Below are 20,695 nucleotides of genomic sequence, written 5' to 3' on the forward strand. Positions count from 1 at the left end.
CAGAATCGAAGGCGGAGGTCGACGAAAAGCTACTCGTTGTGCTGTTTCTCTTTTTATTTCAAATAGATAATCTTGGGACCATCAGGGGAGCCAAAAGCGCTTGCTAGCGAAGGCCTTGCCCGAGCCTGTCTTGAAATATCGCTCGAGTTGCCGGGCGTTGGCCTCGGTTTCAACCGCAATGTAGGCCTTCAAGGTGACGGGCAGATGAGCCTTGGTCGAAGTCACATTGCCTGATCGATGCGATTCGAAACGGCGTCGAAGGTCGTTGGTCGATCCGACATAGGTATCGCTGTTATGGAGTTGCAGGAAGTAGACGTACCACATGGTCCCCCTACGCTACTTCGTAGCTTCGGGCGACACTCCTACGCCCAAAATGCGGTTTCGGGTGGCCTGCCACCCGAAGCCCGCAGGGCGTAGGGTGGCGGAGAGGATGGGATTCGAACCCACGAGAAGCTTTTGACCTCTACTCCCTTAGCAGGGGAGCGCCTTCGACCACTCGGCCACCTCTCCGTTGCGCCGCTGGATAAAGAAAAGCGCCGGCACAATCAACAGCTGGCGCCATTATCGCGGAAAAATCCGGCATCGGCCGCCGGCCGTGTACGTCATAAGGCGATTCTGCGGCAATTCCCTGGCCGGCGACTCGGGGCGCCTTGGCCGCAATTGCGACGGCGCGCCGCCGGATTCGGCCGCGTTGCAAGGGCCGCGGGAGCCCCGATGGTTAACGAGAGCTTTCGGACTGAGGCCAAATCGTGTCATTTGTGCAACAACGCCGGGGGATAGCGCCCGAACTGCCCTTTTGCTGGTACGATCGTGGTTGAACGCCGCCGCCTCATGGGTAATGTCGAATTCGAAGGAGCGGCGCGGTGCGCATCTTTTTCGGTTAGTGGGGATGGGGCAGGGAACGCTGTCCTTCAGCAAAGAATACCCAGACCCGTTTTTTAACTTTTGACTGGAGGTCAGAAAATGAACATCAAGAGCCTTCTCCTTGGCTCCGCTGCGGCCCTGATCGCAGTTTCCGGTGCGCGCGCCGCCGACGCCGTCGTCGTCGCCGAGCCGGAACCCGCTGAATACGTCAAGATCTGCGACGTTTACGGCATGGGCTACTTCTACATTCCCGGCACCGAAACCTGCCTGCGCATCGGCGGCTATGTGCGTTATGACGCCAGCTTTGGCGATGTCGGCTCGTTCGATGGTGCGACGACCCTCGACGTGCAGGATGGCGACGAGCAGGATACCTGGCGCAAGAAGGCCCGCTTCACGCTGAAGACCTGGACCGGCCAGGAAACCGAACTCGGCACCTTGAAGACCTTCACCGAGACTCGCTGGAATTTCGGCAACGGCAACCGCTATGCCACCACCACCACTGACGACAATATTGCTGGCAACTCGGGCGTCTCGCTGAACTTCGCCTGGATCCAGCTCGGTGGCCTGCGCGTCGGTAAGGACGAATCGGCCTTCAATACGTTCATCGGCTACGCCGGCAACGTCATCCAGGATACGCTGGTTCCCTACGGCGATTTCGACACCAACGTCATCCAGTACTACTTCGATGCCGGCAACGGCTTCTCAGCCGTTCTCTCGCTCGAAGAAGGCTCGGGCGGCGGCACCGATGGTTTCTACGGCAAGGGTACGATCGACAGCTACGTTCCGCATGTCGTCGGCGGTCTGAAGTACACCCAGGGCTGGGGCGCCATCACCGGCGTCATCGCTTATGACAGCAACTACGAAGAAGTCGCCGGCAAGGTTCGCTTGGACATCACCCCGATGCAGAACCTGTCGCTGTTCATCATCGGCGGCTACGGCACCGACGACAACCTGTCGGATCCGACCTATGTCCTCGATGCTGGCGGCCGCGGCTTCTACAAGCAGTGGGACGGCAACTGGGCATTCTGGGGCGGTGGCACCTACACCATCAACGAGAAGACCTCGTTCAACCTCCAGGTCTCGTATGACGAAGGTGAGAACCTCGGTATCGCAGCCAACGTCGCCTACGACGTCGTCCCCGGCTTCACGGTCACGGCTGAAATTGACTACCTCAATGCAGGCAATTTCGGCAACGCCGATTTCTCCAACTGGACCAATGCTGACGACGACAACAGCGTCGGCGGTATGCTCCGCTTCCAGCGCTCGTTCTAAGGGCTGGTTCTATACAGGTGAAATCCAGCCCGGGCGCATCAACGCCCGGGCTGGATTGTTTTCGTGACTGGGTCAACGCAAACGAAAGGATGGGGGTATCGGTAGCTGAATAGAGTCCGTGGGACGATTTCGTGGGATCCGTTGATGGGCGGATGAAATCACAACTGCGTGATTCAAAACTCTTGAAAGGGCGCCTCCAAGCGGATAGGGCTGATCTATCCATTCGGGGGTTGCAGCGAATGATGACGACCGAAGCGATTCAAGAGGAAACACCCTCTGATCATTTTTCGATGTTTTCTTCTCAAAGCGCAAAGATCAAATACAGCTTTAACAAGATAAGAGAAGTAAAGTCGTATAGGGTCGGAGAGCTTTTTTCAGCCTATCGAGACATACTTTGGGATGACGGGCGGCATAAATACAATGTCAGCTCTTTCATCGGCGAAATAGACGAGATCCTCCTTGGGGAACGTTTCAGCGCCTTTGACCAAAGCACCCTGGACAACCTTATCGGTACCTTGCGCCAGCGCGGCAACAGCAACGCAACCATCAACCGGAAGATGGCTGCCCTTAGCAAACTGTTGCGCAAGGCTCATAAGATGGGAGATATCCACAGCCTGCCCGAGTTCCGCCGCCAGAAGGAGCGGGCGGGACGGATTCGTTTCCTTGAAAAGGACGAAGAGGCCAGGCTGTTCGCGGCCATCAGGAGCCGCAGCGAGGATGCTTACCGTCTTTCTGTCTTCCTCGTCGACACCGGATGCCGCCTCGGCGAGGCGCTCGGGTTGATTTGGAACGACATCCAGGAACACCGCGTCTCTTTCTGGATCACCAAGTCCGGCCGTAGCCGCACCATTCCGATGACCGCTCGTGTCAAGGAGGTGATCAAGCTTCCGGTCACCGAAGGACGCCGGCCGAAGGGTCCGTTCACCAAGCTCAGCCAGGCGCAATATCGTGCCATCTGGAATGATGCGAAGGCCGAGGTCGGCCTCGGCGCCGATGAACAGGTGGTTCCGCATATATTGCGCCACACCTGCGCATCGCGTCTCGTTCAGGGCGGCATTGACATCAGGCGCGTGCAGATGTGGCTCGGCCACCAGACGCTGTCGATGACCATGCGCTACGCGCATCTGGCCACAAACGACCTCGATGGCTGCGTCGTCGTGCTGGAAACGCCGCGCGGCGAGGGGACGGCTGGCGGCACGGAGAGCTCGGCGTTCTCGTCTCCGCTGACCACGCCTACATCGGCCGGGCCCAGGCAAAAGGGCGAAGCGGGCACAGCGAAGGCGGCCAAGGCGGCCGGGAAAAGCTCCAAGGCCAAATAGCTCCGCCAAACTTTCCTATACTGCAATAGCGACCCCGAGACCGATGTGGTCTTGGGGTTTACTTTGCCTGAACCTGTTGTTCGGCCCGATCCAGGAATGCGGCGATGGCGTCCGGCAGGTCGCCGGTCTCCAGGAAAGGCGCATGGCCTTGGCCATCGACGGTGATCGCCTCCATGCAAGGATGGCGTTTTCGCATCTCTTCCAGCGTCCCGGCTGACAGCAGCTTCGAGTTGCCGCCGCGTATGGCGAGCATCGGCACGGCGGCGAGCGCTTCGAATTGCGGCCATAGATCCGGCAATGGCTTGGTGAAATCGAGCCCAGCAAGCGTGTCGACCAGTTTCGAGTCGAAATCCGGCACCAGTCCTGCATCCGTCTCCCGATAGAGCGCCGACACCATCCGTTCCCAGTCGGCCTCAGTCAGCGCCGGAAAATCGCCACCATGCGCGCCGCGCTGGGCGTCGAGCGCCTCGCCAAAGCTCTTCGGCTTCGGCGCGCGCTCGAGGTAGGAGCCGATATGGGCGAGGCCTTCGGCCTCGATCACCGGGCCGATGTCGTTGAGCACGATGGCCTTCAGCACGGCCGGCCGCATCGCGCCGAGCACATGGATGATCAGCCCACCGCGCGACGTGCCGATGAAGGCCGCGTTCTCGATGCCGAGGACCGCCAGGCCCGCGAGGATGTCGCCGGCCTCGACACCGACATTATAGTGGCTGATGTCGGGATCATAGGCGGATTGTCCGCGCCCGCGATAGTCGAAGGCGACAACCCTGCGTGGGTTCTTCGCCTGCCGCGACAGATGCAGCGCCAACTCGTGGAAGTCGCGCGCATTGCGGGTCAGGCCTGGGAGGCAGACGACGGGCCAGCGTCCAGAGTCAGTTTCGCCGTAAACGCGGGCATGCAGTTTGAGCCCGTCCGGCGCGGTGTAGAAGAAGTCGGAGAAACCTTGGTCATCTTGCATATGCACTCGATTCCCCGCCGTTGTCGGATCGCTTCCGACTGCTACAGGCGAGGGCAGGGGCGGTCAAATCGCCGGAGTAGGCGGGTTGAGAATCTTGGAGATGTTGGAGGGACAGCGGGGAGCGCGACGGATCGCCGGCATCCGGCTTTATGAACTCGCCGCGCTCCTCAACTCCGCCCGTTCACCAGATCTCCCACGATGTCGTACTTCCCTGAAATACGCATCTTGTAGACCTCGTAATTCTCCATCACGCGCTGCACGTAACTTCTTGTTTCCGTATAGGGAATCCGCTCGATCCAGTCGACGACGGCGTCCACGTCCTTGCCGCGCGGGTCGCCGTATTTCGCCACCCATTGGGCGGCCCGGTTGGGGCCGGCATTGTAGCCGGCGAAGGTCAGCACATAGGATCCGTCAAAGCGGTCGAGCTGCTCGCCGAGGAAGGCCGCGCCCAGCGTCGCATTGTAGCCGGCATCGCTGGTCAGCCGGGTCTGCGAAAACGTCAGTCCGGCTTTCTTTGCCAATTGCCTGGCGGTGCCCGGCATCAACTGCAGCAGCCCGCGCGCGCCGGCGCTGGAAATGGCGCCGACATTGAACTCGCTTTCCTGGCGCGCGATCGCATAGGCCAGCGCCTTGCCCGAGCCGGAAATGTTGGCGGTGTCGGGAATGACGCCCAGCGGATGCGACAGCGCCCCGACATCGATGCCGCGCGCGCCGGCGATCTTGCCGATCTTCAGCGCCATGAAATGGTTGTCCTGCTTTTCCGCCAGTACCGCCAACAGCGCCAGTTCGCCCGGGCTGGTCAGCTGCCCAGCGAGGTCGCGGTAGAGCGTCTCGGCGTAGCGGTCGTAGCCCGCCTCCTGCAGCCGCATGATGGCACTGACGGCTTCTCGGGCTGCGAAATTCTTCCGGTCGGCCGCACTCGGCTGCGGATAGACGATGTTGAGGCTCCTCAAGCCCACACGCTCGCCGGCGAGCTGGCCGTAGAAAGTGGTGCCGTATGAGGCGGCGCGCGTGAAATAGTCCTTGGCATTGCCGGGGCCGCCGACCTCTGCCGCGCGGCCCAGCCAGTAATAGGCGCGCGACAGCGACATCGGCCCCTGCGCCAAGTCGGCAATGCGTGCGAAATGCGTGGCGGCTGTGGCGGGATCGTTGAGGCCGCGCAGCGCGTACCAGCCGGCATGGAACTCGGCCTCGGCGGCGCTGGCGGCACTTTCGGCGGCATGCGCGGCAACGATCTTGTAGGCCGTCTTCATGTCGCCCTGGTCTACCAGTTCGCGCGACAGCACCCGGCGCTCGACCCACCAGGCATCGGGGTCGACCAGCGCCTCACGGTCGGTCGGCGCCTTCATCACGATCGCCGCGGCGTCGGCAAACTTCTGCTGCTTGCGCAGATATTCGGCCTGCGCGAAGAAATAGCCGGCCGAACGCTGCTCGGGTGGCACCGCCTTCAGCAGCTTGGCCGCATTCTTGTCGCCCTTGGACACGGCCGCCCAGGCGTCGGCCAGTGGCTGGGCGCCGGCGAGGCCGGCAACGCGCAGCGCCGAGCTGAGCCTGTCGGCATAGAACATGCGCTCCATGCGGAAGCGATGGTCGGCGGCCGGGGTCAGCGCGCCGAATTCCTTGATGACCGCTGTCTCGTCCTTCGCCTCGAGCTTTTCCGTGCGCCAGAATGGCGACAGCACCGAACGCGCCGCCTTGGCATTGCCCAGCGCCACATAGGAGCGGGCAAGGATGATCACGCCTTCCGGTGTCAACGGCTGGCTGCCGTCGAATGCCTTCACCACGATCTGCGGCGAGGGGTTGTCGCGATAGAGCGCGCGCTCGCTGTTCTTGCGCAGCGCGATCGTGCCCGGCCAGTTCGGCAGCATCTTGGCGGCGTCGGCAATGTCACCGCTCGGCACCTGGTCGCCGCCATAGAGCGCGATCGCCCAGGCAAGGATATGGCGGTCGAGCGAATTGGCCGGCAGCGCCTCGCGCACCTGGCGCGCGCCGGCAATGTCGCTGGCCGCCAGCCGGTCGAGGCCGCTCTTCAGCAGGGCGACGCTGGCGGAAGGCGAAGGGCTCGCATCCTGGCCGCTTTGATCATCGAGGCGCGGCATCGGGATCGCCGAGGTCAGCTGCACATCGACGCCACCGCCGATCGCCGCAACCGGGATCAGCGCAAGCGTGGCGCCCAGAAGCGCAAAACGATGAGACCGCCTGGTCGGCATTATCTTGTCCTTACACATTACCAGCAGGCTGAGACGCCTCGAAGCCTAAACTTAGGTCGTGAAGAGCACGTGAATGAAAGGCTATCGAGGTCGTTCGAATTGCGCCCGCTGGCACCATGGCGATGCTTGCCGCGCAACAATGTCGAGACTATGGTGCGCGGCTTCGCTTTCGGCTAGAAGGCGCGCACGATAGACCGACCGACAAAACTCGATAAGTCCCAAGGAGTTGGACGACATGCTGAGAGGCTCGCTGACCGCGCTCGTGACACCGTTCGAAAAGAGCGGGCGTTTCGACGAGAAAGCCTTTCGCGCGTTCGTGGAATGGCAGCTCGCCGAAGGCACAACCGGGCTGGTTCCCGTCGGCACCACCGGCGAGTCGCCGACGCTGTCGCATGACGAGCATCGCCAGGTCGTCAAGGTGTGCATCGAGGTCGCCAACGGGCGCGTTCCGGTCGTCGCCGGTGCCGGCTCCAACAACACCGAGGAGGCGGTCGGGCTGGTGCAATATGCCGAGAAGGCGGGTGCTGACGCGGCTCTCGTCGTCACGCCCTATTACAACAAGCCGACGCAGCGCGGTCTCTATGCGCATTTCGCTGCCGTCGCCAAGGCGACCAAGCTGCCGATCATCATCTACAACATCCCGCCGCGCTCGGTGATCGACATGAGCCCGGAAACGATGGGCCAGCTGGCACACGACTTCAAGAACATCGTCGGCGTCAAGGATGCCACCGGCAAGGTCGAGCGCGTTTCCGAGCAGCGCGCCACCTGCGGCAAGGAGTTCATCCAGCTTTCGGGCGAGGACGCCTCGGCACTCGGCTTCAACGCGCATGGCGGCGTCGGCTGCATCTCGGTGACGTCGAATGTCGCCCCGAGGTTGTGCGCCGAATTCCAGGAAGCTACCCTTTCCGGCGACAGCGCCAAGGCGCTTGAGTTGCAGGATCGTCTCTTGCCGCTGCACAAGGCGATCTTCACCGAACCTGGCCTGTGCGGCGCCAAATATGCGCTGTCGCAGCTGGGCAAGGTCGAAAACGTCGTGCGCTCGCCGCTGGTGACGATCGAGGCATCGACCGCCGAGAAGATCGATCAGGCGATGAAGCACGCCGGCTTGATAAATTAGGGATGAGGCGCCACCTCTCCACATCATGAATCAAGTCAGAAAAGCCGATCCCAACAACAAGACCGTTGCGGAGAACCGCAAGGCGCGGTTTTCCTATGAGGTGCTCGACACGATCGAGGCCGGTCTGGTGCTGACCGGCACCGAGGTCAAGTCGCTGCGTCAGGGCCAGGCCAACATCCAGGACAGCTACGCCTCGGTCGAAGGCGGCGAGATCTGGCTGATCAATTCCTATCTGCCGGAATACCTGCAGGCCAACCGCTTCAACCACGAGCCGCGCCGGCGCCGCAAGCTGCTGCTCAACAAGCGCGAGATGGCGAAGCTGTCGCAGAGCGTCGACCGCGAAGGCATGACGCTGGTGCCGCTGAAAATCTATTTCAACGACCAGGGCCGCGCCAAGCTTTTGCTCGCCGTCGGCCGCGGCAAGAAGCTGCACGACAAGCGCGAGACCGAAAAGCAGCGCGACTGGTCGCGCGAGAAGGGCCGCTTGTTGAAGGAGCGTGGGTGACGGTAGCCTGAAAAAAGCCAACAGTCTGGCTTCAAAGGTCGAACAAGCCGCCAGTTCCAACAGGGGATCGCCTTGAAGTACCGGATTGTTCTCTGGAGCCTGGCCATCGTGGTCGCGGCCGGCCTCGTCGCGGCAGGCGGCCTTGCCTATTTCCGTACCTTCTCGCCGGATCGCATCCGATTCCCGCTGAGAGGCATCGACGTCTCACATCATCAGGGCAAGATCGACTGGCAGCGCGTCGCCGCCGACGATGTCACCTTTGCCGTTATCAAGGCGACGGAGGGCGGTGACCATGTCGATGATGCCTTTGCCGCCAATTTGCGCGAGGCGCGCGCGGCCGGTCTTGCCGTCGGCGCCTATCACTTCTTCACCTTCTGTCGGCCTGGCGCCGACCAGGCGAAAAATTTCATCTCTGTGGTGCCGCGCGACGGGCCGCTGCTGCCGCCGGTGGTGGACATCGAATTCGGCGGCAATTGCCCGCAAAGGCCATCACCTGAACAGCTCAATGCCGAACTCCTGGCATTCCTCGGTCCGGTGGAAGCCGCCTTTGGCAAGCCTGCGATCGTCTATCTGACCGACGACGCCGCAACCGCCTATGCCGGGCAGATAGCGGCGCGCCCGCTCTGGCTTCGCTCATTGCTGCTCGAGCCGGGCAGCGACGACTGGGTCTATTGGCAATACCACAACAGGGGCCGTGTCGACGGCATCGACGGCGATGTCGACCTCAATGTCTTGCAGGGCGGGCCGGCGAAGCTGACCGAATTGTTTGCGGCGCCTTGACTCCGGACTCTATGTCTTCAGGAACGCCGCTATCTCCCTGAACACATTGACGAACATCGCCTCGGTCAGAACGCCGGTGTTGGTGTTGTAGCGCGAGCAGTGATAGCTGGAAAACAGCGTGACGGCGCCCGCCTGCTGCCGCCCGCCATGCCGGAACGGATAGGCGGCGACGCGCCCACCCAGCGCCCGCACCGTCGACTGATGCGCGATCGAGCCCAGCGCCAGCACGGCGCGCAAATTGGGAAAGCGCGCGATTGTCGGCACCAGAAATGTCCGGCAGGTAGTGATCTCCGCACCCACCGGCTTGTTTTCCGGCGGCACGCAGCGCACCGCATTGGTGATCGCCGTGCCAACGAGTTGCAGCCCATCGTCCGGCCGCGCCTTGAACTCGCCGCGCGCAAAACCGTGCGCGATCAGCGTCGAGTAGAGCAGGTCGCCGGCATAGTCGCCGGTGAAGGGTCGCCCCGTCCGGTTCGCGCCGCGCAGGCCCGGCGCCAGCCCGACGATCAAAAGCCTGACGGCATCCTCGCCTTCGGGCGGGAGGAAGGTCGGCACCGGCGCGTTGAACCAGGACGGCTCGCGTTGCCGCCAGTCGGCGATGAAATCATGCAGCCGCGGGCAGAGCGGGCAGTCGCGGCCGGGTTCGGGGGAGGAAGCGGCGACCAAGGCAGCCGCCGTCAAAAATCGTCCTCGTCGACTTCGGTCGGCTCGGGCCGGCGCACCGGCCGCTCGGACGGATCGCGGCCGACTTCGTTCTTCAGTGTCATCAGGTCTATGAAATGATCGGCCTGGCGGCGCAGATCGTCGGAGATCATTGGCGGCTGCGAGGCCATGGTGGAGACGATCGAGACCTTGCGGCCGCGCCGCTGCAGCGCCTCGACCAGGGTGCGGAAATCGCCGTCGCCGGAGAAGATAACGTAGTGGTCGACGACATCGGCGAGCTCCAGCGCATCGACGGTCAGTTCGATGTCCATATTACCCTTGATCTTGCGGCGGCCGGTCGAGTCGGTGAATTCCTTGGCCGGCTTGGTCACCACCTTGAAGCCATTATAGTCGAGCCAGTCGATCAGCGGCCGGATCGAGGAATATTCCTGATCCTCGACCAGCGCCGTGTAATAGTAGGCGCGCAGCAGATAGCCGCGCTTCTGGAAGCTCGACAGAAGCTTGCGATAGTCGATGTCGAAACCCAGCGCCCGCGAGGTGGCGTAGAGATTGGCGCCGTCGATGAAAAGGGCGATTTTCTCACGAGGGTCGAACATGGAAAAATTTCCTTTTCGAAAAATAGGCGGTCGTCTAAATGCGTGCGTGACTATCGGCCGGTCTCTGAAAAATAGACCTTATAGCCTTCCTTATCCGAGATAGCGCCAGTTTTGCGGCAATCCAAGCTGCGTTGCCGCATTGCAAGCAATTGTGATCGGTGCGCAATCGTCGCAGCCAGGCGTGTCCCGAATTCTGGTACCGATCCGCCCTCCGCCCGGGCCAGGGGCCGGCATTGCCAAGAAGCTTGTATTTTGGCGGCGTTCGGGTTATGGACCGCGCCTGTTTTCCATCAAATCCAGGCATGAAAGGGGCAATTCATGGCCCGCGTAACCGTTGAAGATTGCATCGACAAGGTCGACAACCGCTTCGAGCTCGTGCTCTTGGCCGGCCACCGCGCCCGCCAGATCAGCCAGGGCGCGCAGATCACCGTGCCGCGCGACAACGACAAGAACCCGGTCATCGCTCTGCGCGAGATCGCCGACGAGACGCTGTCGCCCGACGACCTCAAGGAAGACCTGATCCACTCGCTGCAGAAGCATGTCGAGGTCGACGAGCCGGAAGCTGACGGCGAGGTGATCGCCGATCAGACCGGCACCGCCGTTGCGGCGACCGACGCCGACGACGCCGAGGACAACATCGCTTTCGACCGCATGACCGAGGAAGACCTGCTTGCCGGCATCGAAGGCCTGGTCCCGCCGGAAAAAAGCGACGACTATTGATCTTCGCCGACGCTGCCGACACTTTCGCGTCGGCAGTTTCGTGGCTATCTATGACATGCGCCGGATGCATATTCGGCGCATGATTCATTTCAGCACCGCGAGATCCCGCCCATGATGCGTCAGTATGAGCTTGTCGAGCGCGTCCAGCGCTACAAGCCTGACGTAAACGAGGCGTTGCTCAACAAGGCCTATGTCTATGCCATGCAGAAGCACGGCCATCAGAAGCGCGCCTCCGGCGATCCCTATTTCTCGCATCCGCTCGAAGTCGCCGCCATCCTCACCGAAATGCACATGGACGAGGCGACGATCGCCGTCGCCTTGCTGCACGACACGATCGAGGACACGACAGCGACCAGGGCCGAGATCGACGAACTGTTCGGCCCGGAAATGGGCAAGCTGGTCGAGGGCCTGACCAAGCTGAAGAAGCTCGACCTCGTCTCCAAGAAGGCCGAGCAGGCGGAGAATTTGCGCAAGCTGCTGCTGGCGATCTCGGAAGATGTGCGCGTGCTCCTGGTCAAGCTCGCCGACCGCCTGCACAATATGCGCACGCTCGACCATGTGCCGGAAGCCAAGCGCCTGCGCATCACCGAGGAGACGATGGACATCTATGCGCCGCTGGCCGGGCGCATGGGCATGCAAGGCATGCGCGAGGAGCTGGAGGAGATCGCCTTCCGCTACATCAATCCGGAAGCCTACCGCGCCGTCACCGCCAGGCTCGCCGAGATATTCGAGCGCAACAAGGGCGTGCTGTCCGAGATCGAGAAGTCGCTGTCCACCCTGTTCGAGAAGCATGCGATCAAGGCCGGCGTGAAAAGCCGGCAGAAGAAGCCGTGGTCGGTGTTCCGCAAGATGGAGGCCAAGGCGCTGTCCTTCGAGCAGCTGTCCGACATTTTCGGCTTCCGTGTCGTCGTCGATACGGTCGAGGACTGCTACCGCGCGCTCGGCGCCATCCACACCGCCTGGTCGATGGTCCCCGGCCGCTTCAAGGACTACATCTCGACGCCGAAGCAAAACGACTACCGCTCGATCCACACCACCATCGTCGGTCCCTCGCGCCAGCGCGTCGAACTGCAGATCCGCACCCGCGAGATGAACAAGATCGCCGAATATGGCGTCGCCGCGCATTCGATCTACAAGGACACCGGCGGCAAGACGAACGGCGCCGCACACGCGATCTCGAAGGAGACCAACGCCTATGCCTGGCTGCGGCGCACCATCGAGCAGCTGGCCGAAGGCGATAATCCCGAGGATTTCCTCGAGAACACCAAGCTGGAGCTGTTCCAGGACCAGGTGTTTTGCTTCACGCCCAAGGGCATGCTGATTGCGCTCCCGCGCGGCGCGACGCCCATCGACTTCGCCTATGCCGTGCACACCGATGTCGGCGACACCTGCGTCGGCGCCAAGGTCAACGGCCGCATCATGCCGCTGATGACCGAATTGAAAAACGGCGACGAGGTCGAGATCATCCGCTCCAAGGCGCAGGTGCCGCCGGCGGCGTGGGAATCGGTCGTCGTCACCGGCAAGGCGCGATCCGCCATCCGCCGTGCCACCAAGAATGCCATCCGCAAGCAATATTCGGGTCTTGGCGCCCGCATCCTCGAGCGCGCCTTCGAGCGCGCCGGCAAGAGCTTCACCAAGGAAGGCTTGAAGCCGGTGCTGCACCGGCTGGCGCGCAAGGACATCGAGGACGTGCTGGCCTCGGTCGGCCGCGGCGAGCTCGCCTCGACCGACGTCATGAAGGCGGTGTTCCCCGACTACAAGGACGAACGCGTCACCGTTGCCGCGCCCAAGCAGCGCGAGGAGGGCTGGTCGAAGATCCGCAATGCCGCCGGCATGCTGTTCCAGATCCCGGGTCGTGCGGCACGCAAGGACAAGGACCAGCCGCGCGACGGCGCAGTTCCCATCCGCGGCGTGCGCGGCGATCTGCCGGTGCGCTTCGCGCCGGAAGGCGCGGTCCCAGGCGACCGCATCGTCGGCATCGTACAGCCGGGAACCGGCATCACCATCTATCCGATCCAGTCGCCGGCTCTGCAGGCCTTCGACGACCAGCCCGAGCGCTGGATCGACGTGCGCTGGGACATTGACGAGCGCACCAAGGAGCGCTTCCCGGCCCGCGTCTCGGTCACTGCCATCAATGCACCGGGCTCGCTGGCCGACATCGCCCAGGTCGTTGCCTCCAACGACGCCAATATCCATACATTGTCGATGGTGCGCACTGCGCCCGACTTCACCGAAATGCTGATCGATCTCGAAGTCTGGGATCTGAAGCACCTCAACCGGCTGCTGTCGCAGCTCAAGGACAATTCGAGCGTCAGCGATGCGCGGCGCGTCAATGGCTGACAATCTTTTTAGGGACAAGGCAGGATGAACACCGACGAAGTGTTGGGCATTTTCCGCGAGGCCGGCGCCGTTCTCGAAGGCCATTTCATCCTGACGTCGGGCCTGCGCAGCCCGGTCTTCCTGCAGAAGGCGCGCGTCTTTATGCATGCCGACAAGACCGAGCGTCTCTGCAGTGCGCTGGCCGAAAAGATCCGCAACGCCGTGCCCGGCCGGATCGACTATGTCGTCGGCCCGGCGATCGGCGGGCTGATCCCGGCCTATGAGACCTCGCGCCATCTCGGTGCGCCGGCGATCTGGGTCGAGCGGGAAGGGGGCGAGTTCAGGCTGCGCCGCTTCGAGATCGCCAGGGGATCGCGCGTCGTCATCGTCGAGGACATCGTCACCACCGGCCTGTCGATCCGCGAGACCATCGACTGCCTGCGCGAGCTTGGCGCCGAGGTGGTGGCGGCCGCCTGCATCATCGACCGATCGGCCGGCAAGACCGATGTCGGCGTGCCGCTGATCGCGCTCGCCGAATATGAGGTTCCGGCCTATCCGGCCGACCGGCTGCCGCCCGAACTCGCCGCCATCCCGGCCGTCAAGCCCGGCAGCCGCAACATCTGATGCCGCCATGCATGAAAACAAGCACTTGAGCGAGTCGCTTGAATCGCTTCGGGAGCGCGGCGCCGTGATGATCGCCAGCATCGATCATTTCGTGCTGACGGTCCGCTCGGTGGATGACACCTGCGCCTTCTACCAACGTGTCCTCGGCCTCCGGCGCCTCGACGAGCCGAACCGGCCGACCGCGTTGCTCCTCGGATCGCAGAAGATCAATTTGCATCAGGCGGGCCGCACCTTCGAGCCGAAGGCCAGGGCGCCGACAGCTGGCGCTGGCGATTTCTGCCTTGTTGCCGCCCGGCCGCTCGCCGAGGTCTGCGCCTGCCTGGCAGCCAACGGCGTCGCCGTCGAAGTCGGCCCGGTCGAGCGCACCGGCGCCCGCGGCCCGATGATGTCTGTCTACTTTCGCGATCCGGACGGCAACCTCGTCGAGGTCAGCGAGTATTTGAAGTAGCCGCTTCGGCTCAGCCCGTCAGTTGTTCTTCGGCCGGCGCGTCGCTATATCAAAGTCGTTGTTGCCTTTGGGACCTCAAAGCGCAAGATATGGCTGTGGCGCCCCGGCCGGGATGGCCGGAGTTGCCGGCGTTGATAAATCAGGAACTGGAACAGAGTGCTTTTTCGACGCCGCGAGCCTGATGGCCTTTTGGAGCGGGTGCGTACCTATCTGTGGCCGCGCCGCTCGTTCTCTCGTTCGCTGCAGTATTTCTCCAAGCGCATTCTCCGGCTGAAGGCAACGCCGCACGCCGTCGCCGCCGGTGTCTCGGCTGGTGTCTTCGCCTCGTTCTTCCCGCTTGGCTTCCACTTCGTCATCGCCGCCGTGCTTTGCTGGGTGATCGCCGGCAATCTGGTAGCGGCGGCGCTAGGCGCGGTGTTCTTTGGCAATCCGCTGACCTTTCCGCTGCTGTGGGGCGCATCCTGGGAGACCGGCAAGCTGATCCTGCACGAACGCCTGCCGAAGCACGGGCCGCCTGAGCATCTTGGCGAAATGATGCATACGCTTTCGTTTGCGCGGTTGTGGCACCCGGTGCTGGAGCCGATGCTGATCGGCGCCGTACCGCTCGGACTGGTCTTCGGGCTTGTGTTCTACGGCATCACCCGCTGGGGCATGACCGTCTTTCGCGAGCAGCGCAAGAGGCGCATGGACGAGCGGGCGCAGAAGGCCAGGCACGGCGGGCGGGAAGTTCCCGCGGCATGATCATCGGCATCGGCAGCGACCTGATCGATATCAGACGCATCGAGAAGTCGCTGGAGCGCCATGGCCAGCGCTTCATCCAGCGCATCTACACCGAGGTCGAGCAGGCCCGCTCCGAAGCTCGCCAAGGGCGCGCCGCCTCCTATGCCAAGCGCTTCGCCGCCAAGGAGGCCTGCGCCAAGGCGCTGGGCACCGGTCTGGCGCAAGGCGTGTTCTGGCGCGACATGGGCGTCGTCAACCTTGCCAGCGGCAAGCCGACCATGGCGCTGACCGGGGGGGCTGCCGCCAGGCTGGACAAGATCCTGCCTGGGGGGCACCGCGCGGCAATCCACCTCACCATCACCGATGATTTTCCGCTTGCTCAAGCCTTTGTGATCATTGAGGCGTTGCCCGTCGAACAAGCGCCACATTGATTGCATCTGACCACCGGCATGACGTTGCCCAGCGCGCGCCGAGACTCTATACCATCCAACGCACAATCGAGGACGACATGAGCGTGGCTGAAAAATCCGAGAAGAAATCCGGCGGGCTTGGCGAAACCGTCAGCGTCATCATTCAGGCGTTGGTGCTTGCGCTGGTCATCCGCACGCTCCTGTTCCAGCCATTTTCGATCCCGTCCGGGTCGATGCGGCCGACCCTGCTCGAAGGCGACTATCTGTTCGTCACCAAATGGTCCTACGGCTATTCGCACTATTCGCTGCCGTTCGGCCCCGACATCTTCTCCGGCCGCATCTGGGATGCCGCGCCCAAGCGCGGCGATGTCGCGGTGTTCAAGTTTCCGCCGGACCCGTCCGTCGACTACATCAAGCGCGTCATCGGTCTGCCGGGCGACAAGATCCAGGTCAAGGACGGTCAGCTGTTCATCAATGGCGTCGGCGTGCCGCGCGTGAAGACGGGACAGATCGACAACCCCGACATCACCGAGGCCCAAGGCCCGGTCGACGTCTATCGCGAGACGCTGCCCAACGGCGTTTCCTACGACACGCTCGACCTGACGCCCAATTCGATCGGCGACAACACGCGCGAATTCGACGTGCCGCCCGGCCATTATTTCATGATGGGCGACAACCGCGACAATTCCTCCGACAGCCGTTTCACCGTCGGCTTCGTACCGGAGGAGAACCTGGTCGGCCGCGCCAACATCATCTTCTTCTCGATCGCCGACGGCGCCAGCCCGCTCGAGATCTGGAAATGGCCGTCGCTGATGCGCGTGTCGCGCCTGTTCAACTTCGTCGACTAGGCATGGCGGCGACAAAGCGGTTGACCGCCGATGCGCTCGCCGAAGCGCTGATGCAGCGCACCGGCCACGCCTTTGCCGACCGCCAGCGTCTGCAGCGCGCGCTGACCCATGCCAGCGCCCGCTCAACCCATGCTGGCGTCGACTATGAGCGCTTCGAGTTCCTCGGCGACCGCGTTCTCGGCCTTGTCGTCGCCGACATGCTGCTCGCGGCATTTCCGGACGCCGCAGAGGGCGAGCTGTCGCTTCGGCTGAACGCGCTGGTCAATGCCGAGGCGCTGTCCGAGATCGCCGAGGAGATCGGGCTGCCGGAACTGATCCGTGCCGGTTCCGACGTGCGCGGTCTCGACGGACGCAAGCGCGTCAACCTGCGCGCCGATGCGCTGGAATCGCTGATCGCCGTGCTCTATCTCGACGGCGGCCTCGATGCGGCCCGCGCCTTCATCCATAAATTCTGGCAGCCCCGCTCGCAGGCCATCGGGGCCGCTCGTCGCGATGCCAAGACCGAATTGCAGGAATGGGCGCACCAGGCGGCGGCGGGCGCCATGCCGGCCTATCGTATCGACAGCCGCGAGGGACCGGACCACGATCCCTTGTTCACCGTCAGCGTCAAGGTCGGCGCTTTTACGCCGGCAACCGGCAGCGGGCGCTCCAAGCGCGAGGCCGAGCAGGCGGCCGCCGCCGCACTGCTTATGCGCGAAGGCGTCTGGGTCGCATCGGCCCAAAAATCGGAATCGATTTTTGGAGAGCACGATGCGTAGATTCAAAGTCTTAGAGCGTCCTTTGCGTGTCCAAGAGGACGCGCGGCGCTCTAACGAAGGGAGCGCGGCATGACCGCCACCGAAGACCTCGCTCCGGCAGCAGAAGTCCCCGCCACGCGCTCCGGCTTCGTCGCGCTGATCGGCGCGCCCAATGCCGGCAAGTCGACGCTGGTCAACCAACTGGTCGGCGCCAAGGTGTCGATCGTCACCCATAAGGTGCAGACCACCCGCGCCATCGTGCGCGGCATCGCCACGCACGAGAACGCCCAGATCGTTTTCGTCGACACGCCTGGCATCTTTAAGCCGAAGCGGCGGCTGGACACGGCCATGGTGACCACCGCCTGGGGCGGCGCCAAGGATGCCGATGTCGTGCTCTTGCTGATCGATGCCGAGCGTGGCATCCGTGGCGATGCCGACGCCATCCTCGAACGGCTGAAGGATGTGCGCCAGCCGATGGTGCTGATCCTCAACAAGGTCGACCGGGTCAAGCACGAGGCGCTGCTGGCGCTCGCCGCAACCGCCAACGAACGCGTGCCGTTCAAGCGCACCTTCATGGTCTCGGCGCTGACCGGCTCCGGCTGCAAGGACCTGCTCGACTATCTGGCGGAGACGCTGCCGGCCGGTCCCTGGTATTATCCGGAGGACCAGATCTCCGACCTGCCGATGCGCCAGCTGGCGGCCGAGATCACCCGCGAAAAGCTGTATCTCAGGCTGCATCAGGAACTGCCTTACTCCTCCCATATCGAGACCGAGAAATGGGAAGAGAAGAAGGACGGCTCGGTGCGTATCGACCAGACGATCTATGTCGAGCGCGACAGCCAGAAGAAGATCGTGCTCGGCCACAAGGGCGAGACCATCCGCGCCATCGGCCAGGCGGCGCGCATGGAGATCGCAGGCATCCTCGAACAGAAGGTGCACCTGTTCCTGTTCGTCAAGGTGCGCGAGAACTGGGGCGACGACCCCGAGCGCTACCGCGAGATGGGTTTGGAATTTCCGCACTGACCGCAACATGAGCGCGGCGCCCCGGATAAGGGCGCCGCGCTCATGTTGCGGATTTTGTTTAGGCCGCAGCGACGGCAAGCTGCGTCTTTGGCCGGCGGACAAAACTCTCGGTGCCATACCAGGCGACGATGGCAACCGCGATCACTGCCCAGATCGCGACACCGATCCACTGCTGCTGCACATAATCGCCGTCGGTGAACACCTTGCCGAGAAAGCGCACGCTGTTCTGGTGGGTGACATGCATGATGAAGGCGAGAAGCACGCTGCCGGTGTTTTGGTAGAGCCAGGTGAACACCACGGCTGCCAGCACCACGTTGATCGAGCCGTAGAGGCTGAGGTCGCCGACCAGGCCGAGCGGGACGTGCCAGATGGCCCAGATCACGCCGAGGATCAGGCTGCTGGCGAGCGCCGAATGGCTGGCGAGCAGACGCGGCGTGGCAAAGCCGCGCCATCCCGGCTCTTCGCCGAGCGGGCCGCTGAAGACGGCATAAAGCGCGATGATCGGCAGCATCTCGGCCATGGCGGGAATGTTGCTCCAGGCCGGTGCTGCCGCGCCGAACAACGGGTTGATCAGGATCGAGGCCAACTGCGTTCCGAACGGCAGGCCGAACGCCACCAGATACCAGAAGGGATGCCCCCGCCATTTCACCATCGAGGCGAGGATGGCCTTGACCGAGCCCCAGCCGCCGGACAGGGCCGCGACGATGAAACCGGAAACGATCGGGCCGAAGGTGAACCAGGGAATGCTGTCGCCATTCGACAGCCAGAACGGGATGAAGGCCAGCCAGGTCAGGGCGAGCGCCAGCGAAAAGAACGCAGTCAGCTGGTGCCTTCGCACCAGGTCCAGGAAGGAAGTCATGGCAGGTCCTCTCGACGGGCAGTTTTGATCGCGAGAGGTCGCCGGGCTGCCCGATCGGTCGACATGCATTTGGGAACGAGCCAGCCGAGCTGTTTCGACTGGGGCCGCTTTCGGTCAATCCGTTCTTATTGCCGCCGGCGCGACCAAAAATCCCGAGCGCTTTCTGATCGATTTCCGATATTTGCTATTGGCAGCATTCCCCGAGCCAACCCCGGTCCAATCTTGATTTCGCCCTCCAATCGGTGAAATGTTCCGGCATGGAATGGCGCGACGAGGGAATCATTCTCGGCACCCGCAAGCATGGCGAAACCAGCGCCATCCTCGAGGTGATGACGCGCGCCCATGGCCGCCATCTCGGCCTGGTGCGCGGCGGCCGCTCGCGCAAGCAGCAGCCGGTGCTGCAGCCCGGTAACCGCGTTGACCTGCTCTGGCGGGCGCGGCTCGACGAGCATCTCGGCACCTTCCAGGCCGAGGCGATCGAGATGAACGCCGCCCGGCTGATGGACAGTGCGGTTGCCGTCTACGGGCTGCAGACCATGGCCGCGCATCTCAGGCTTTTGCCCGAGCGAGATGCCCATGGCGGCCTCTACGAGACGCTGGCCGTGATGATCGCCCATCTCGACGATGCCGATGCCGCCGGTGAACTGGTGGCGCGTTTCGAGTTGCTTATCCTCGACGAACTTGGCTTCGGCCTCGATCTCAGCCAGTGCGCGGCGACTGGAACAAGGCAGGACCTCGCCTATGTCTCGCCGAAATCCGGCCGCGCCGTGTCGCGCGCGGCCGGCGCTGCCTGGCACGACAAGATGCTGGCGCTGCCGGCCTTCCTGCAGCGCGGCTCAGGCCTCCGCGCCGATCCGGCAGCTCTGGAGGACGCTTTCCGGCTGACCGGCTTCTTCTTCACCCGCCATGTCTACGAGCCACGCGGCCTAGAGCCGCCCGATGCCCGCGCCGGTTTCCTCGCCGCGCTGCGCAGGCACCATGCGCCGGGCAAGGTGCCCGCTGCAGAAACCACCGGACAGTAGCGAGGCACCTATCCGGCTTTCCACCGCTCCATGAAATCGTCGAGGATGGCGCGCTGGCCTCTGAGGATCTTGAGAGCGGCCTCAGGCAATGAAAACCAGCCGGCCCTGTCCACTTCGGGAAATTCCTTCATCGAGCCTGACCTTGGCGGCCATTCCATGGTGAACATGTTGCTTCTGATCGTGTCCGTATCGACCTCTGCTTCGACGCTCCATGCGATCACGATCTTGCCGCCCGGTTGACGATAGCTGCCGACAGGCTCGAAATGTCCATCGATCGCCACGCCGAGTTCCTCTTCGGCCTCGCGTTGTGCGGCCGCCAGTTCACTTTCGTTCTCGCCGATAAGCCCCTTGGGAATGGACCACGCGCCGTCATCCTTTCTTGCCCAGAACGGGCCGCCGGGATGGACCAGCAGAAACTCGAGAATGCCGGCGTTTCTCCTGTAGATCAGCAGGCCTGCACTTCGATTCGGCATCGACAATCACCATCGCATTTGCCGCGAGCAGCCGAGGATAGCACGAGTATTTGGCGGCTGGCGGCAGGCAACCTCGTCATCAGCCCCATCCCAGGCCATTTCCACGCGACGGTGAGGGATAACGACTGTAAGCCGCTGGCATTTGCCAACGAAACATGCTCGATCTTTCCTGCCGCCCATCTGGCAGTGCGTTGAGCCTAGGAGCCGG

22 protein-coding genes and 1 tRNA gene are annotated in these 20,695 nt (G+C 63.1%); 15 read left to right on the forward strand and 8 right to left on the reverse strand.

Features of this window, described 5'->3' with window-relative positions:
• Nucleotides 1–81: 81 nt before the first annotated feature.
• Complete coding sequence (locus ACSQ3Z_RS13425) at nt 82–324, reverse strand: GIY-YIG nuclease family protein (RefSeq protein ID WP_436171732.1); 243 nt, start codon at nt 322–324, stop codon at nt 82–84.
• A 95-nt stretch (nt 325–419) separates the two neighbouring features.
• Nucleotides 420–510: transfer RNA gene (locus tag ACSQ3Z_RS13430), tRNA-Ser, on the reverse strand.
• A gap of 453 nt (nt 511–963) precedes the next feature.
• On the opposite strand from ACSQ3Z_RS13430, the gene ACSQ3Z_RS13435 reads away from it, so the two are divergent.
• Both ACSQ3Z_RS13435 and ACSQ3Z_RS13440 read left to right on the forward strand, forming a co-directional pair.
• Nucleotides 964–2,136 carry a porin gene (locus ACSQ3Z_RS13435; protein ID WP_436171733.1) on the forward strand — a complete coding sequence of 391 codons (1,173 nt, stop codon included), beginning with the start codon at nt 964–966 and terminating at the stop codon, nt 2,134–2,136.
• 239 nt (nt 2,137–2,375) lie between these two features.
• Nucleotides 2,376–3,455, forward strand: coding sequence for a tyrosine-type recombinase/integrase (locus ACSQ3Z_RS13440; RefSeq protein WP_436171734.1), 1,080 nt, complete (start codon nt 2,376–2,378; stop codon nt 3,453–3,455).
• Between the two features lie 58 nt (nt 3,456–3,513).
• Here ACSQ3Z_RS13440 and ACSQ3Z_RS13445 read toward each other — a convergent pair whose 3' ends face one another.
• Nucleotides 3,514–4,413 carry an alpha/beta fold hydrolase gene (locus ACSQ3Z_RS13445; protein ID WP_436171735.1) on the reverse strand — a complete coding sequence of 300 codons (900 nt, stop codon included), beginning with the start codon at nt 4,411–4,413 and terminating at the stop codon, nt 3,514–3,516.
• Nucleotides 4,414–4,580: 167 nt separating this feature from the next.
• Complete coding sequence (locus ACSQ3Z_RS13450) at nt 4,581–6,623, reverse strand: lytic transglycosylase domain-containing protein (protein ID WP_436171736.1); 2,043 nt, start codon at nt 6,621–6,623, stop codon at nt 4,581–4,583.
• Between the two features lie 235 nt (nt 6,624–6,858).
• On the opposite strand from ACSQ3Z_RS13450, the gene dapA reads away from it, so the two are divergent.
• The 3 genes from dapA (at nt 6,859) to ACSQ3Z_RS13465 (ending at nt 9,025) form a co-directional block, all read left to right on the forward strand.
• The gene (gene dapA / locus ACSQ3Z_RS13455; RefSeq protein WP_436171737.1) at nt 6,859–7,740 is read left to right on the forward strand and encodes a 4-hydroxy-tetrahydrodipicolinate synthase; all 882 of its coding nucleotides are present in this window, start codon (nt 6,859–6,861) and stop codon (nt 7,738–7,740) included.
• Between the two features lie 25 nt (nt 7,741–7,765).
• A complete protein-coding gene (smpB, locus tag ACSQ3Z_RS13460) occupies nt 7,766–8,245 on the forward strand; it encodes an SsrA-binding protein SmpB (protein ID WP_006202221.1) in 480 nt (159 codons plus the stop codon).
• Nucleotides 8,246–8,317: 72 nt separating this feature from the next.
• A complete protein-coding gene (locus tag ACSQ3Z_RS13465; protein WP_436171738.1) occupies nt 8,318–9,025 on the forward strand; it encodes a glycoside hydrolase family 25 protein in 708 nt (235 codons plus the stop codon).
• Nucleotides 9,026–9,034: 9 nt separating this feature from the next.
• On the opposite strand, the gene ACSQ3Z_RS13470 is transcribed toward ACSQ3Z_RS13465, so the two are convergent.
• Both ACSQ3Z_RS13470 and ACSQ3Z_RS13475 read right to left on the reverse strand, forming a co-directional pair.
• Nucleotides 9,035–9,706 carry a uracil-DNA glycosylase gene (locus tag ACSQ3Z_RS13470; protein ID WP_436171739.1) on the reverse strand — a complete coding sequence of 224 codons (672 nt, stop codon included), beginning with the start codon at nt 9,704–9,706 and terminating at the stop codon, nt 9,035–9,037.
• Nucleotides 9,703–10,284, reverse strand: coding sequence for an NYN domain-containing protein (locus tag ACSQ3Z_RS13475; protein WP_436171740.1), 582 nt, complete (start codon nt 10,282–10,284; stop codon nt 9,703–9,705). Before ACSQ3Z_RS13475 ends, ACSQ3Z_RS13470 begins: the two co-directional genes overlap by 4 nt.
• Nucleotides 10,285–10,602: 318 nt before the next feature.
• Between ACSQ3Z_RS13475 and rpoZ the strand changes: the two genes are divergently transcribed.
• The 9 genes from rpoZ (at nt 10,603) to era (ending at nt 18,133) form a co-directional block, all read left to right on the forward strand.
• A complete protein-coding gene (gene rpoZ, locus ACSQ3Z_RS13480) occupies nt 10,603–11,004 on the forward strand; it encodes a DNA-directed RNA polymerase subunit omega (RefSeq protein ID WP_006202227.1) in 402 nt (133 codons plus the stop codon).
• Nucleotides 11,005–11,115: 111 nt separating this feature from the next.
• Entirely contained in the window at nt 11,116–13,344 is a 2,229-nt protein-coding gene (locus ACSQ3Z_RS13485) for a RelA/SpoT family protein (RefSeq protein ID WP_436171741.1), read from the forward strand.
• A 24-nt stretch (nt 13,345–13,368) separates the two neighbouring features.
• Nucleotides 13,369–13,947 (forward strand): orotate phosphoribosyltransferase, encoded by a 579-nt coding sequence (gene pyrE / locus ACSQ3Z_RS13490; RefSeq protein ID WP_436171742.1) that lies wholly within the window; start codon nt 13,369–13,371, stop codon nt 13,945–13,947.
• A gap of 64 nt (nt 13,948–14,011) precedes the next feature.
• Entirely contained in the window at nt 14,012–14,395 is a 384-nt protein-coding gene (locus ACSQ3Z_RS13495; protein WP_436171915.1) for a VOC family protein, read from the forward strand.
• Between the two features lie 156 nt (nt 14,396–14,551).
• Entirely contained in the window at nt 14,552–15,136 is a 585-nt protein-coding gene (locus ACSQ3Z_RS13500) for a DUF2062 domain-containing protein (RefSeq protein ID WP_436171743.1), read from the forward strand.
• A complete protein-coding gene (gene acpS, locus ACSQ3Z_RS13505) occupies nt 15,133–15,546 on the forward strand; it encodes a holo-ACP synthase (protein ID WP_436171744.1) in 414 nt (137 codons plus the stop codon). Before ACSQ3Z_RS13500 ends, acpS begins: the two co-directional genes overlap by 4 nt.
• Nucleotides 15,547–15,623: 77 nt before the next feature.
• Complete coding sequence (lepB, locus tag ACSQ3Z_RS13510) at nt 15,624–16,373, forward strand: signal peptidase I (protein WP_436171745.1); 750 nt, start codon at nt 15,624–15,626, stop codon at nt 16,371–16,373.
• Nucleotides 16,374–16,375: 2 nt separating this feature from the next.
• A complete protein-coding gene (gene rnc / locus ACSQ3Z_RS13515; protein WP_436171746.1) occupies nt 16,376–17,131 on the forward strand; it encodes a ribonuclease III in 756 nt (251 codons plus the stop codon).
• A gap of 69 nt (nt 17,132–17,200) precedes the next feature.
• Entirely contained in the window at nt 17,201–18,133 is a 933-nt protein-coding gene (gene era / locus ACSQ3Z_RS13520) for a GTPase Era (RefSeq protein WP_436171747.1), read from the forward strand.
• Nucleotides 18,134–18,191: 58 nt separating this feature from the next.
• On the opposite strand, the gene ACSQ3Z_RS13525 is transcribed toward era, so the two are convergent.
• On the reverse strand, nt 18,192–18,992 hold the full coding sequence (locus tag ACSQ3Z_RS13525) for a CPBP family intramembrane glutamic endopeptidase (RefSeq protein ID WP_436171748.1): 801 nt from the start codon (nt 18,990–18,992) through the stop codon (nt 18,192–18,194).
• A 257-nt stretch (nt 18,993–19,249) separates the two neighbouring features.
• On the opposite strand from ACSQ3Z_RS13525, the gene recO reads away from it, so the two are divergent.
• Nucleotides 19,250–20,014, forward strand: coding sequence for a DNA repair protein RecO (recO, locus tag ACSQ3Z_RS13530; RefSeq protein WP_436171749.1), 765 nt, complete (start codon nt 19,250–19,252; stop codon nt 20,012–20,014).
• 8 nt (nt 20,015–20,022) lie between these two features.
• Here the strand turns inward: recO and ACSQ3Z_RS13535 are convergent, their stop codons facing one another.
• Entirely contained in the window at nt 20,023–20,487 is a 465-nt protein-coding gene (locus ACSQ3Z_RS13535) for an NUDIX domain-containing protein (protein WP_436171750.1), read from the reverse strand.
• Nucleotides 20,488–20,695: the final 208 nt, after the last annotated feature.

The sequence above is a fragment of the Mesorhizobium sp. LjNodule214 genome, from assembly GCF_964252735.1.
GTDB lineage: Bacteria > Pseudomonadota > Alphaproteobacteria > Rhizobiales > Rhizobiaceae > Mesorhizobium.

Excerpts from the sequence above, each read along its gene's own strand:
- dapA (WP_436171737.1), top strand. The coding sequence starts at position 6,859 with ATGCTGAGAGGCTCGCTGACCGCGCTCGTGACACCGTTCGAAAAGAGC.
- ACSQ3Z_RS13475 (WP_436171740.1), bottom strand. The coding sequence starts at position 10,284 with ATGTTCGACCCTCGTGAGAAAATCGCCCTTTTCATCGACGGCGCCAAT.
- lepB (WP_436171745.1), top strand. The coding sequence starts at position 15,624 with ATGAGCGTGGCTGAAAAATCCGAGAAGAAATCCGGCGGGCTTGGCGAA.
- rnc (WP_436171746.1), top strand. The coding sequence starts at position 16,376 with ATGGCGGCGACAAAGCGGTTGACCGCCGATGCGCTCGCCGAAGCGCTG.
- ACSQ3Z_RS13425 (WP_436171732.1), bottom strand. The coding sequence starts at position 324 with ATGTGGTACGTCTACTTCCTGCAACTCCATAACAGCGATACCTATGTC.
- smpB (WP_006202221.1), top strand. The coding sequence starts at position 7,766 with ATGAATCAAGTCAGAAAAGCCGATCCCAACAACAAGACCGTTGCGGAG.
- acpS (WP_436171744.1), top strand. The coding sequence starts at position 15,133 with ATGATCATCGGCATCGGCAGCGACCTGATCGATATCAGACGCATCGAG.
- ACSQ3Z_RS13450 (WP_436171736.1), bottom strand. The coding sequence starts at position 6,623 with ATGCCGACCAGGCGGTCTCATCGTTTTGCGCTTCTGGGCGCCACGCTT.
- era (WP_436171747.1), top strand. The coding sequence starts at position 17,201 with ATGACCGCCACCGAAGACCTCGCTCCGGCAGCAGAAGTCCCCGCCACG.
- ACSQ3Z_RS13445 (WP_436171735.1), bottom strand. The coding sequence starts at position 4,413 with ATGCAAGATGACCAAGGTTTCTCCGACTTCTTCTACACCGCGCCGGAC.
- ACSQ3Z_RS13440 (WP_436171734.1), top strand. The coding sequence starts at position 2,376 with ATGATGACGACCGAAGCGATTCAAGAGGAAACACCCTCTGATCATTTT.
- rpoZ (WP_006202227.1), top strand. The coding sequence starts at position 10,603 with ATGGCCCGCGTAACCGTTGAAGATTGCATCGACAAGGTCGACAACCGC.
- ACSQ3Z_RS13435 (WP_436171733.1), top strand. The coding sequence starts at position 964 with ATGAACATCAAGAGCCTTCTCCTTGGCTCCGCTGCGGCCCTGATCGCA.
- recO (WP_436171749.1), top strand. The coding sequence starts at position 19,250 with ATGGAATGGCGCGACGAGGGAATCATTCTCGGCACCCGCAAGCATGGC.
- ACSQ3Z_RS13485 (WP_436171741.1), top strand. The coding sequence starts at position 11,116 with ATGATGCGTCAGTATGAGCTTGTCGAGCGCGTCCAGCGCTACAAGCCT.
- ACSQ3Z_RS13535 (WP_436171750.1), bottom strand. The coding sequence starts at position 20,487 with ATGCCGAATCGAAGTGCAGGCCTGCTGATCTACAGGAGAAACGCCGGC.
- ACSQ3Z_RS13525 (WP_436171748.1), bottom strand. The coding sequence starts at position 18,992 with ATGACTTCCTTCCTGGACCTGGTGCGAAGGCACCAGCTGACTGCGTTC.
- pyrE (WP_436171742.1), top strand. The coding sequence starts at position 13,369 with ATGAACACCGACGAAGTGTTGGGCATTTTCCGCGAGGCCGGCGCCGTT.